Origin of the sequence: Streptomyces sp. NPDC014801 (genome assembly GCF_043082085.1) — a bacterium.
Lineage (GTDB): Bacteria > Actinomycetota > Actinomycetes > Streptomycetales > Streptomycetaceae > Streptomyces.
In genome coordinates this window covers 31,505-43,393 of record NZ_JBIBXG010000025.1, presented here as the reverse complement: position 1 = coordinate 43,393, position 11,889 = coordinate 31,505, and the positions used below count along the sequence as shown (strand labels likewise).

The 11,889-nt window shown below is 72.2% G+C and carries 13 protein-coding genes; 8 read left to right on the top strand and 5 right to left on the bottom strand.

All coding sequences use genetic code 11. The features are described from left to right. Positions 1 to 551: 551 nt before the first annotated feature. Positions 552 to 1,313, bottom strand: coding sequence for a thioesterase family protein (locus tag ACF1AL_RS38685; protein ID WP_391828773.1), 762 nt, complete (start codon positions 1,311 to 1,313; stop codon positions 552 to 554). A gap of 156 nt (positions 1,314 to 1,469) precedes the next feature. Continuing rightward, entirely contained in the window at positions 1,470 to 2,195 is a 726-nt protein-coding gene (locus ACF1AL_RS38680; protein WP_366834984.1) for a DUF4241 domain-containing protein, read from the bottom strand. Between the two features lie 201 nt (positions 2,196 to 2,396). Here ACF1AL_RS38680 and ACF1AL_RS38675 point away from each other — a divergent pair, with 201 nt between their 5' ends. Beyond that, complete coding sequence (locus ACF1AL_RS38675) at positions 2,397 to 3,557, top strand: S1 family peptidase (RefSeq protein WP_391696144.1); 1,161 nt, start codon at positions 2,397 to 2,399, stop codon at positions 3,555 to 3,557. Between the two features lie 655 nt (positions 3,558 to 4,212). Further along, the gene (locus ACF1AL_RS38670) at positions 4,213 to 5,649 is read left to right on the top strand and encodes an endo-1,4-beta-xylanase (RefSeq protein ID WP_391828767.1); all 1,437 of its coding nucleotides are present in this window, start codon (positions 4,213 to 4,215) and stop codon (positions 5,647 to 5,649) included. 108 nt (positions 5,650 to 5,757) lie between these two features. On the opposite strand, the gene ACF1AL_RS38665 is transcribed toward ACF1AL_RS38670, so the two are convergent. Further along, entirely contained in the window at positions 5,758 to 6,978 is a 1,221-nt protein-coding gene (locus ACF1AL_RS38665; protein ID WP_391828765.1) for a metallophosphoesterase, read from the bottom strand. Between the two features lie 471 nt (positions 6,979 to 7,449). Here ACF1AL_RS38665 and ACF1AL_RS38660 point away from each other — a divergent pair, with 471 nt between their 5' ends. After that, a complete protein-coding gene (locus ACF1AL_RS38660; RefSeq protein WP_391828771.1) occupies positions 7,450 to 8,391 on the top strand; it encodes a permease in 942 nt (313 codons plus the stop codon). Beyond that, complete coding sequence (locus tag ACF1AL_RS38655; protein WP_391828763.1) at positions 8,388 to 9,113, top strand: TIGR03943 family putative permease subunit; 726 nt, start codon at positions 8,388 to 8,390, stop codon at positions 9,111 to 9,113. Before ACF1AL_RS38660 ends, ACF1AL_RS38655 begins: the two co-directional genes overlap by 4 nt. Positions 9,114 to 9,269: 156 nt before the next feature. Here ACF1AL_RS38655 and rpsN read toward each other — a convergent pair whose 3' ends face one another. Both rpsN and rpmB read right to left on the bottom strand, forming a co-directional pair. Then, positions 9,270 to 9,575: a 30S ribosomal protein S14 gene (gene rpsN / locus ACF1AL_RS38650; RefSeq protein WP_391659689.1), complete on the bottom strand. Its 306-nt coding sequence runs from the start codon at positions 9,573 to 9,575 to the stop codon at positions 9,270 to 9,272. Beyond that, positions 9,575 to 9,811 carry a 50S ribosomal protein L28 gene (rpmB, locus tag ACF1AL_RS38645; protein ID WP_366834991.1) on the bottom strand — a complete coding sequence of 79 codons (237 nt, stop codon included), beginning with the start codon at positions 9,809 to 9,811 and terminating at the stop codon, positions 9,575 to 9,577. Before rpmB ends, rpsN begins: the two co-directional genes overlap by 1 nt. An 86-nt stretch (positions 9,812 to 9,897) precedes the next feature. Here rpmB and rpmG point away from each other — a divergent pair, with 86 nt between their 5' ends. The 4 genes from rpmG to rpsR all read left to right on the top strand — a co-directional run bounded on the left by rpmG (position 9,898) and on the right by rpsR (position 11,782). Then, positions 9,898 to 10,062: a 50S ribosomal protein L33 gene (rpmG, locus tag ACF1AL_RS38640; protein WP_391828762.1), complete on the top strand. Its 165-nt coding sequence runs from the start codon at positions 9,898 to 9,900 to the stop codon at positions 10,060 to 10,062. A gap of 5 nt (positions 10,063 to 10,067) precedes the next feature. Then, positions 10,068 to 10,325, top strand: coding sequence for a type B 50S ribosomal protein L31 (locus ACF1AL_RS38635; RefSeq protein ID WP_391828760.1), 258 nt, complete (start codon positions 10,068 to 10,070; stop codon positions 10,323 to 10,325). A gap of 5 nt (positions 10,326 to 10,330) precedes the next feature. Further along, positions 10,331 to 11,476: a GTP-binding protein gene (locus ACF1AL_RS38630; RefSeq protein ID WP_391828769.1), complete on the top strand. Its 1,146-nt coding sequence runs from the start codon at positions 10,331 to 10,333 to the stop codon at positions 11,474 to 11,476. 63 nt (positions 11,477 to 11,539) lie between these two features. Continuing rightward, positions 11,540 to 11,782, top strand: a complete 243-nt coding sequence (gene rpsR, locus ACF1AL_RS38625) for a 30S ribosomal protein S18 (protein WP_391659690.1) — start codon at positions 11,540 to 11,542, stop codon at positions 11,780 to 11,782. Positions 11,783 to 11,889 lie beyond the last annotated feature (107 nt).

The following is an 11,889-nucleotide window of genomic DNA, read 5'->3' as shown; positions in this document are numbered from 1 at the left end:
CTCGTCGATCACGCCGGGCTCGCGGCGCCTGGCACCGCACCTCGCCGCGTTGTCGTCACTCGCCGATGCTCCGCATCGACTCCCTCCTCCGCCTTCCGATGCACGGCACCAGACGCCGCTCCCTGATCCGGCCTGATCGACGAGACACCCCCTAGGGGTCGGCACGCACCGACACCCGTGCCGGGCGGCCGGGTCGTCGATGACCGTGTGGAAGAGAGGTCCGCCGAGGGCGGGGACGCACGCCGGCGCGTCGTCGCCCGGGGGGCGGGACTTCGCGGTTTCCTGGCCGACGGGTGGCGCGGCTCGGGGGTCCGCGACAGGGGGAAAGGGCGAGGGCGCGTCCTTCCTCGCGGGGGACCCGGTCGCCGTCACCCGGCCGGGAAACCGGCGTCAGCCCGGCGTCCACGGCCTCCGAAAAGGCCTGTCTACCACCAGTTTCAGCCCGTGCCCCCGGCTCTGCAACCTCCCCGCCCGTCCCCGCCGCGGGGCGACTTCGCGCTGGTCGTCGGGGTGGTCACCGCGCCCGGCGTCAGGCGCGGTGCCCACCGGCGTCAGGTGCCCAGCGGCCGGACGGTGAGGATCTGCTGGGCGTGTCCGACCGGCCCGTCCACGTCGTGCAGCACCGTGCTGGTGAGGCCCTGCCCCGAGGGGCCGAACGTGACGGTGGTGTCCAGGCCGGTCCAGTCGCCGCGCGGGGGCCGGTGGAGGTGGACGGTGAGGTCGACGTTGGGGAACATCCACTCCGTGGGCGGCTGCCGTACGGCGATCCCGTTGGCGGTGTCGACCAGGGCGAGATACGACGCGAGCGGGCTGACCCGGGTGCCGGCCACCAGGTCCAGCGGCGTGGAGACCCACGCGGTCGTACGCCCCGGCCGCGGCGGGCTGACCGGGCGGACGTCCAGGGAGGCGATGTAGCCGCCCGGCCACAGCCCGGACAGCGGCCACGGGGCGAGCGCCTCGGGCGGGGTGAGACGGTCGTCGGGGCCGCCCGCGACCGCGCTGGTGTCGAGGCGGGCCAGGAACCAGGCGCGGGCCCGGACGACCGGGCGGCCCGCGATCCGTACGACCGCTTCGAGAAGCTCGATGGTCCGTCCGGGACGGACCGTCTCCACCTCGATCTCGCACTCGTCCAGGGCGAGCCGGCCGAGGATGTCGTAGCTGATCCGGGACAGGACCAGCCCGTCGTCCCCCGCCGCGGCACGGTGGCGGTCCAGGGCGTGGACGACGAGTCCGCCGAGCGGGCTGAAGTGCTGCTCGTCCGTGCTCCAGGCCCCGCCCGCGTGCGTGGTCGGCTTGTAGCGGTGCTCGTCCATCGGCTCGTAGCAGCTGGCGGAGGTCAACGGACACTTCTCCCGGAGGTGATCGGACGGTGCTGAGCGGGGCTCGTACAGCACGGTACCTGCGCCGACGCGGGGAGCGTGCGGCGCCCGAAACCCCGCCCCCGCTCCCGAGACCCCTATGACGGTCCGTCAGGCCTTGGCGCCCGGCATGCCACTGGTGACGACGACCGAGGCCACGTCGCCGCGCTCGGTGCGGCCCAGCCAGACGACGCCGCCCGACTCCGCGGTGAACGTGACCAGGTCGGCTCGGTGCGACTCGTCGGCCACCCGCTCGCACCCGCCGGACAGCTCCTCGCGGTCGCGCGGCACCGGCCGGCCGTCCACATACGTACGGAACGGCGCGGACAACGCCGCCCACGCACCGGCGTCGGCGAAGCAGCCCACGTTGGCGTCGGAGAAGAAGCGCGGTTGCTCGCCCGGCCGCATCCGGTCGAGGTCGTCGTCGACGCCCAGCCCCATCTCCCATCCGACGACGGGGTCGTCACGCAGACGCAAGCGGGTCGCGGCGCACTGGACGCCGTCGAAGTGCCGGCCGAAGAACTCGTAGGGCCCGGCGGTCCACGCGAGGTCCACCGGGTAGGTGCCGGGCGGGAACCGCTCGGCCAGTTCCCGTGGCGGGCTCGTGGGCAACCCGCGCTCGTAGTTCCAGGTTTCGTCGTCATGCCACGGCGCGTCCACGACGAGGCGCCCGCTGGGCAGACGTAGACGGGTCACCTCCTCGATTCCCGTGACCACGACCGGCGTTGACGGGTCGTCGTAGACCGTCCCCAGTTGCGCTCCGGGCGTGAACGCCGTGTCGAGGTACCAGGCGGCCTCCGGTCCGGCCGCCCGCCGGGCGTCCCCGGTCCACTCCATGTCTCCTCCTCCCGCCGCCCGACCGGCCGGGCGGACGAGGGGAACAGTACGGCGGCCCGGTGACAGCGGCGGTGCACGCGGTCGCGTGATTGGCATGGACCTGATAAACGAACGCCGCTAAGCTCGGGTCCGCAAGCCTGAGAGCGCTCTCATCAATCGCTGGTTCCACCCCCACCGCTGGAACGACGAAGGGCAACGCTCATGAGAACCGCACGGCTCAAGCACGCACTCGTGGCCGCCTCGCTCCTCCTCGGCGGCCTGAGCGCAAGCACCCTCCCCGCCGCGGCGGACAGCGCCGGCACCACCGCGAAGGCCGCCCCCGCCGCGTCCGAGGGCATCGTGACCGCCATGCAGCGCGACCTCGGCCTCACCCGGCAGCAGGCGGAGGCGAGGATCGCCGCCGAGAAGAAGGCCGCGGCCCTCGCACCGCGGCTGACCCGCGCCGCGGGCAGCAGCTACGCCGGCTCCTGGTTCGACGCGGCGAGCGGACGCCTGACCGTGGCGCTGACCCCCGACGCCTCGGACGCCGTACGCCACACCGTCAAGGCGGCCGGAGCGGAGGTCCGCACCGCCACGTACAGCGCCCGCCGACTGGACGCCGCCAAGGCGCGCATCGACCGGCTGCCCGCGCCGTCCGGTGTGAGCGGCTGGCACGTCGATCCGGTCGCCAACACGGTCGTCGTCGACGTCCTCCGCGACCACCAGGCTGACAACGATGTCCGCGGGTTCCTGTCCCAGGCCCGCCGCACCGGCCCCGTCACCGTCCGGACCGTGTCGGCCGCACCGCGCACCTTCGCCGCGGGAACGGTCGGCGGCGACCCCTACTACACGGGCAACGTCCGCTGCTCCATCGGCTTCTCCGTGTACGGCGGTTTCGTGACCGCCGGCCACTGCGGCCGGGCCGGAGCCGGGGTCAGCGGCTGGGACGGCTCCTACATCGGCACCTTCCAGGGCTCGTCCTTCCCGGACAACGACTACGCCTGGGTCAGCGTCGGCAACGGCTGGTGGACGGTCCCCGTCGTCCTGGGCTGGGGCACGGTGCCCGACCAGCTCGTGCGCGGCTCGGCGGTGGCACCGGTCGGCTCCTCCGTCTGCCGCTCCGGATCGACGTCGCACTGGCACTGCGGCACGGTGCTGGCCCTCGATGAGACCGTCAACTACAGCCAGGGCGCCGTGCACCAGCTGACCAAGACGAGCGTCTGCGCCGAACCCGGCGACTCCGGCGGCTCCTTCATCACCGGCGACCAGGCGCAGGGCGTCACCTCCGGCGGCTGGGGCAACTGCACCAGCGGCGGCGAGACATGGTTCCAGCCCGTCAACGAGATCCTCAACCGCTACGGGCTGACGCTGCACACGTACTGACGAGGACGGCACCCGGGCGCCGGTCCCGAGCCGCGGTGGAGGCGACTCGGGACCGGCGCACAGGACGTACCCGGACTGGTGACCCTGTGGGTCCGGCTCCTTACCGGAGCCGGACCCACGTCATGTCGTCGGCCAAGCGTCTCGGACGGACTGAGGACCAGCGGCCGAACCACGTCACGGTGACTCCTGGGTGAGGTGAGGTGCCGCCGGCGAACCGCGGAGCGGTCGCGCGGGGCAGAAGCGCGTCGCGTTCGAATGTTGCGAGAAGATTTCCGGTTCCTGTGACGCCACAAGCTAGGGAGACGGGGTCGTCCGGTCAAGGCGTGTCACCGTTCTGGCCGCAAATCGTTCCTGCGGTTGGCGAGTTGACGTGGCATCACATGCCGCACGATGACCGGATATGCGCGTGAAGGCTCGTCGGCGCGGGAATCACCGGACGCGGTTACTGAATGCGAAAGTTTCGAAGGTGGGTCGGAAATATTTCCCTGCAGAGAGGGTTGACGAGCCACCGTCAATGCCTCAATCATCCCGACTGGGAAACCGACCGTAGGCCGAGATTTCGAACCGAGTCGGCCTGGCACCGTCCGTAGGAAGCGAACGCACCTTTCTCGCGCGCTTCGGCCATCCGTGATGTCCACCTTCAGGAGGCACACCCATGGGCTCTCATGCCCTTCCCAGACCCGTCGCCCGCCGCAGGGCCCGCGGCCCGCTGGTGACGCTCGCCGTCGGCGTCCTCGGTGTGGTCGCCGCCCTCGTCACGCCACCGCCCGCACACGCCGCCGAGAGCACGCTCGGTGCCGCCGCGGCGCAGAGCGGCCGCTACTTCGGCACCGCCATCGCCTCCGGCAAGCTCGGCGACTCGGCGTACACGTCGATCGCCGGCCGTGAGTTCAACATGGTCACGGCCGAGAACGAGATGAAGATCGACGCCACCGAACCGCAGCGGGGCCAGTTCAACTTCACCGCCGGCGACCGCGTCTACAACTGGGCGGTGCAGAACGGCAAGAAGGTGCGCGGCCACACCCTGGCCTGGCACTCCCAGCAGCCCAGCTGGATGCAGAGCCTCAGCGGCAGCACCCTGCGCCAGGCGATGATCGACCACATCAACGGCGTGATGGGCCACTACAAGGGCAAGATCGCCCAGTGGGACGTCGTCAACGAGGCCTTCTCCGACGACGGTTCGGGCGGCCGGCGCGACTCCAACCTGCAGCGCACGGGCAACGACTGGATCGAGGTCGCCTTCCGCACCGCGCGCGCCGCCGACCCGGCGGCCAAGCTCTGTTACAACGACTACAACATCGAGAACTGGACCTGGGCCAAGACCCAGGGCGTGTACAACATGGTCCGCGACTTCAAGTCGCGCGGCGTGCCGATCGACTGCGTCGGCTTCCAGTCCCACTTCAACAGCGGCAGCCCGTACAACAGCAACTTCCGTACCACGCTGCAGAACTTCGCCGCCCTCGGCGTCGACGTGGCCGTCACCGAGCTCGACATCCAGGGAGCGTCGTCCTCGACCTACGCCGCCGTGACCAACGACTGCCTGGCCGTCTCGCGCTGCCTCGGCATCACCGTCTGGGGCGTGCGCGACAGCGACTCCTGGCGGTCCGGTGACACCCCGCTGCTGTTCAACAACGACGGCAGCAAGAAGCCCGCCTACACCGCCGTCCTCAACGCGCTCAACGGCGGCTCCACCACCACGCCTCCTCCCACGACCGGCGGCCAGATCAAGGGCGTCGGCTCGGGCCGCTGCCTGGACGTGCCCAACGCCACCACCACCGACGGCACCCAGGTCCAGCTGTGGGACTGCAACGGCGCCACCAACCAGCAGTGGACGTACACCGACGCCGGTGAACTCAGGGTCTACGGCAACAAGTGCCTGGACGCCGCCGGCACGGGCAACGGCACCAAGGTGCAGATCTACAGCTGCTGGGGCGGCGACAACCAGAAGTGGCGCCTGGGCTCCGACGGTTCCATCGTCGGCGTCCAGTCCGGACTCTGCCTCGACGCCGTCGGAGCCGGCACCGCCAACGGCACCCTGATCCAGCTCTACTCCTGCTCGAACGGCAGCAACCAGCGCTGGACCCGCACCTGACAAGACCGGTCCCCGGGCCGCCGCCGTCACGGCGGCGGCCTCGGCGATCGGCACGCCCGCCGGGGCCCGCACGACGCCTTGAGCGGACGTGTGGGCCCCGCCCCTTCGCTACGGCGAGGTGGGCGGGTGCGGGCTGCGGAGGACGAGCAGGGTGATCTCGCTGGGGGCGAAGACGCGGAACGGCGGGCCCCAGAAGCCGGTGCCCCGACTGGTGTAGAGCAGGGTGCGGGCGCCGTGGCGGGTGAGGCCGGCGAGTGCGGGCTGATCGAGGCGGACGAGGTAGTGGAAGGGCCAGATCTGGCCGCCGTGGGTGTGCCCGGAGAGCTGGAGGTCGACGCCCGCGGCGGCCGCCCGGTCGACGAACGCGGGCTGGTGTGCCAGGAGCAGGACGGGCAGGGCGGGGTCGGCGCCGTCCAGGGCTCCGGCGAGGTGGGCGCGGTGGCCGGCCAGGCCGGAGGCCTCGGCGGTGACGTCGTCCACACCGGCGACCACGAGGGTGTCGCCCCCGCGTTCGAGCAGCAGGTGGCGGTTGCGCAGCGGCTCCCAGCCCAGCTCGCCCATCAGGCCGACCCAGCCCTGGGCCTCGCTGTAGTACTCGTGGTTGCCGGTGACGTAGACGCGGGCACGGGTGGCCCGCACGGTCCCGAGCGGGGTGGCCTGGGCGCGGCGGCGCTCGGCCGTGCCGTCCGCGATGTCGCCGGTGTGGCAGACCAGGTCGGCTTCCAGGGTGTTCACCCGCTCGCACACCCTCTCCGACCAGCGGGCGCGGTCGAGTGGGCCGTAGTGGGTGTCGGTGATGAGGGCGACCCGGAGCCCGTCCAGTCCGGCACCCAGCCGGGGCAGGGTCACGTCGACTCGGCGCACGCGGGGCACGCGGCGGGCCTCGGCGTACCCCCAGGCGAGCAGGACGGCGGCGACGCCGAGGACGGCCCACGTGACGGTGCGGGCACGCTCCTGGCTCTCGCCCACGCCGGCCACGGTCAGCGCGAGCCGAAGGAAGACACCGAGCAGAACGGACCAGGTGAACAGGACCCAGCTGGTGCCCAGCAGGGTGTCACCGACGATCGCCGCCCGGTCCTGCTGGCGCCGGCCGTGGCCGCGCGCCATCGCGAGCGGCATGCCGACGAGGCCGAGGACGAACAGGGCGGTGCCGGCGATCGTGACCGGCAGCGGCCAGCGCTGGCCGGTGTACAGCAGGACGCAGCAGGGCACGGCCCACAGCAGGACGGGCGCGATCAGGGGGAGGTAGCGCATCACGCGGCGCAGCCGGCTCGGCCGCGGCGCCGGCGCCGCACTCTCGGCGGATCGGGTGTTGCTGGTGTCGGTCACGCTTGCCCTCCCTGGCCGGGCTGCCGTCTCGCGCACTGTATCCGGTCGCTCCCGGACCGGCCGGACCGGCGGTCAGAGGAGCGGCCCCTCGGGGCCGGGCGCGGGCCGCTCGCAGCGGCTTCCCGGTACGGGCGCTGGACGCTGGGCATCGTGCCGGCGACGCAGACCGGAGCCCGGGTGACGAGGCAACCGGCGTTCACCGGTCTTGCCGGGGCGGCCTGGGCGGGCAAAGGGTTCGCACGGTTTCGGGCGGGCGCTGAACGCCTGTGCCGTGGCCGCCGTAGTCAGGAGGAACTGTTCCCGTCAGCGCCGCCCGCCGGAGGTGTCGTACCCGTGGCCACCACGAGACCAGCCACCACCGGGACGGACGATCGGCACGCCGCGACACGGGCGCCGGATCAGCACGTTCGGCCGGCGGAAACGGCGAGTGACCGTGCCGGCGCCGACCGCGCGGCCGGTGACGGCCGGCGGCTGAACTCCTCCGTCGTCCTGGTCACGGCCCTGCTCCTGCTCGTCATGGTGCAGGGCCCGATGCGCAGGGCCCTCGCCGCTCCGGTGATGCAGAGCTGGATGACGGTGTTCGTGGCGGTGGTGCTCCAGGCCCTGCCTTTCCTGGTGCTGGGTGTCCTGCTGTCCGCGGCGCTCGCGGTCTTCGTCCCTCCCTCGTTCTTCGCCCGCGCTCTGCCCGGCCGCCCGGCGCTCGCCGTGCCGGTCGCGGGCCTGGCGGGCGCGGTGCTGCCGGGCTGCGAGTGCGCGTCGGTCCCGGTGGCGGGCGCGCTGGTGCGTCGTGGGGTGACGCCCGCCGCGGCCATCGCCTTCCTGCTGTCGGCACCGGCGATCAACCCGGTGGTGCTGACGGCGACGGCGGTGGCGTTTCCGCGCCGGCCGGACATGGTGCTGGGGCGTCTCGTGGCCAGTCTGCTCGTCGCGTGCGCCATGGGCTGGCTGTGGCAGCGGCTCGGCCGCACGGAGTGGCTGCGTCCGCCGGCCCACGCGCGACACGACGGGCAGAGCAAGGGCGCGGCGTTCTGGGACTCGGTCCGGCACGATGTGATGCACGCGGGCGGTTTCCTGGTCCTGGGGGCGATGGCGGCCGCGACGCTCAAGGCGGTGGCTCCCGAGGGCTGGCTGCGCACAGCGGCGGGCAACCCTCTTGCCGCCGTGACCGCGTTGGCGGTTCTGGCCGTGCTGCTGTCGATCTGCTCGGAGGCGGACGCGTTCGTGGCGGCGTCACTGACGCAGTTCTCGCTGACGGCGAAGCTGGTCTTCCTGGTGGTCGGACCGATGATCGACCTGAAGCTGTTCGCGATGCAGGCGGGTACCTTCGGCCGCGGCTTCGCGCTCCGCTTCGCCCCGGCCACGTTCGTGCTGGCGATCGTGGTGGCGGTGCTGACCGGGGCGGTGCTCTGGTGAACCGGCAGGCCCAGGCGGTGGTCATGTTCCTGGTCGGCGCGGTGACCCTGCACGCCGGGTTCACCGACCTGTATCTGCGGTACGTCAAGGCGGGGTTGCGGCCGCTGCTGCTGGCGGCGGGGGCCGTGCTCGTGGCCGGCGCGGCGGCAGCGGTGTGGTACGAGGTCAAGAGCCGCAGCGTACGCGACCGTTGTGCGGACGCCGCTCACGGCCATCGTGCACCACGCGTCGCGTGGCTCCTGTTGATTCCCCTCCTCGCACTGATCCTGGTGGCGCCGCCGGCACTCGGCTCCTTCAGCGCGATGCGTGCCGGTACGGCGTTGCAGCAGCCGTACGGCTACCCGAAGCTTCCGGCCTCGGACCCCGTCCGCATCAGCCTGGTCGACTACGCGGGCCGCGCGGTGTACGACCACGGCCGGTCACTGGGCAAGCGAAGAGTGCAGATCACGGGCTTTGTCGCCCTGGACGCACAGGGTGCGCCGTACCTGGTCCGCATGTCCCTGAACTGCTGCGCCGCAGACGCACAGCCCGTCAAGCTCGCCCTGACGGGAGACATCCCACCGGTGCTGCAACCGGACACCTGGCTGCGGGTGACCGGAACGTACACCCCGAAGCAGACCAGGGACCCGGTCAACCACCGCCCGATCCCGTATGTGCGGGTCACCGAGGCGGTACCGGTGCCGGCACCGCGCGATCCGTACGACGAGAGCTGGAACCAGTGAAGGGCCTGCACCAGGGAATCCGGTGGGCAGGTCGATGACCGCATCCCCAGGGGCAGCTGTGCGTGGGTGAGCCCCCGGCCCGCCACAGCGCCCACACCGCCGGCGTGGGTGCTGCGGCGGGTCAGGGGCTCGCCCTGTGAGCGGAGCGGCTGTCGCTCACCAACTGCTCTTGGTCACGCCGGGCAGTTCGCCGGCGTGTGCCATCTCGCGTACCCGGATGCGGGACAGGCCGAAGGCGCGCAGGTGGCCGCGGGGACGCCCGTCCACGGCGTCGCGATGTCGTACACGGGTGGCACTGGCGTCACGGGGCTGCCGGCTCAACTCCCGCCGAGCCGCGGCACGCTCGTCCGCTGAGCTGCCGGGGGAGGCGATGATCGCCTTCAGTGCCGCACGCCGCACGGCGTACCGTGCCACGACGAGACGCCGCTGCTCGTTCTTCGCGATCTTGCTCTTCTTCGCCATCAGACCTTCCCTCCCCGGGCGCGGATGCGGGCCACCGCGGACTCGACGCCGATCGCGTCGACCGTCTTGACGCCCTTCGCGGACAGGGTGAGGCGGACGTGGCGGCCCTCGCTGGGCAGCCAATAGCGCTTGCGCTGGATGTTCGGGTCGAAGCGGCGCTTGCCGCGCCGGTGCGAGTGGGAGATGTGGTGGCCGAAGCCCGGCCGTCGGCCGGTGAGTTGGCAGTGGGCGGACACGGGTTGTTCCTCCTCGGTGGGTCGGTGACGGCTGCACAATAACAGCTAAATGAAAATGAAAACCAAACTCGTGTATGGTGCTGCGCATGGCCCGTAACGAGCTCCGCCCGATCATCAAGCTGAGGTCCACCGCCGGGACCGGCTACACCTACGTGACCCGCAAGAACCGCCGCAGCGACCCCGACCGGCTCACGCTGCGCAAGTACGACCCAATCGCCGGCCGCCACGTCGACTTCCGTGAGGAGCGCTGAGAACCATGAAGCCCGGAATCCACCCCGAGTACCGCCCGGTCGTCTTCCGTGACCGGGCCGCCGACTTCGCCTTCCTCACCCGCTCGACGGCCACCGGCGACAGGACCGTCGAATGGGAGGACGGCACCACCTACCCGGTCATCGACGTCGAGATCTCCTCGGCGAGCCACCCCTTCTGCACCGGCACCCAGCGCGTCCTGGACACCGCCGGACGGGTCGAGCGCTTCGAGCGGCGCTACGGGCACGGACGAGGTGAGCGGTGAGCAGGCTGCCCGTCGCGATCGTCGCGGGGCTGCACGCCGAAGCCCGCAGGACGGCCGTCGAGGAAATCCTGCGCACGGTCCCCGGCTCCGTCGCGCTGCACCACGACCTGACGGCCGCCGTCGACAGCGCCGTGCACCGCACGGTCCGCGACGCCGACGGTCTGCTGAGCCGCGCCGACACCCCCCTGGTGAACGACTGCGCCTGCTGCGCACTGCGGGAGGACCTGGTCCCCGAACTGCTGCGGCTCGCCGGCGAGGACAGGTACCGGCTGGCCGTCGTGGAACTGTGGGACTCGATCGAGCCACAGGCCATGGCCGCGGTGATCGCCGGCGCGGGCGCGCCGCTGGCGCTGACCGGCGTCGCCACCGCGGTCGACCCGGCCCTCGTCCTGCCCTACCTCTTCAACGGCGACGACCTGGCGGACGTGGGCCTCGCCGCCGCACCGACCGACCAGCGCACCGTCGCCGACACCTTCGCCCGGCAGTTGGAGCACCCGACGGTGATCGCCGTCGTCGAGGACGGCTCGTCCGGGGAGAGCGCCGACGACACCGACCGCGCTCTGCTCGCCCAGCTGACCCCGGGGGCGCGCAAGGTGGGCGTGGACGGCGGCGCCCTGGGGCCCGCTCTGCTGGCGGGCTTCGACGTGGCGGCGGCCGCCGCCCGCCTGCACCCGGCCTGCGCCCTGCTGCCGCAGGAGTGCGACGAGCACGGCGTGACCACCCTCGTCTGGCGGCGCACCCGGCCCTTCCATCCGCAGCGTCTGTACGCCGCTCTGGAGGAGCTGACCTGTGCCGCCGCCCGCAGCCGTGGGCGCTTCTGGCTGGCCGACCGCCCGGACACCCTGCTGTCCTGGGACGCCGCGGGCGGCGCCCTGTGCGTGGAGTCGGTGGGGCCCTGGCTGGCCGCTCTGCCGGACGCCGCGTGGGAGATGGTGCCGGCCGAACGGCGTCTCGCCGCCTCCCTGGGCTGGCACCCCGAGCACGGGGACCGCTGCCAGTACCTCACCTTCACCTCGCCCGGCCTGGACCGCGACGGACTGCTGTCCCTGCTCGACTCCTGCCTCCTCACCGACGAGGAGTACGCGGCCGGCGAAGAAGGCTGGCAACGACTCCCGCGGGTCTTCGACGACCTGCTCGACCCGGTGACCTGACCGACTCGACCCGGTGACCTGACCGACTCGACCCGGTGACCTGACCGAGAGGACCGACCCACCATGGCCCGACGCACGAGCAACCGCCGGCAGACCGCCAAGCGTCAGCGTGTCAATCCGCTGGACGCCGCCGGCATCACCTACATCGACTACAAGGACACCGACCTGCTACGGAGGTTCATCTCCGACCGCGGGAAGATCCGCAGCCGCAGGGTGACCCAGGTGACGCGCCGGCAGCAGCGGCAGATGGCACAGGCCATCAAGAACGCACGCGAGATGGCGCTCCTGCCCTACGGCACCCGCTAGCCGGCAAGCCGAACGGATCACGCCGGGCGCCGTCACCGCCTCTCGTCCGGATGCGCCGGCGCATCGACCCGGCGGACCGTCTTCGCGTCCGCCGCGGGCAGGCGAGC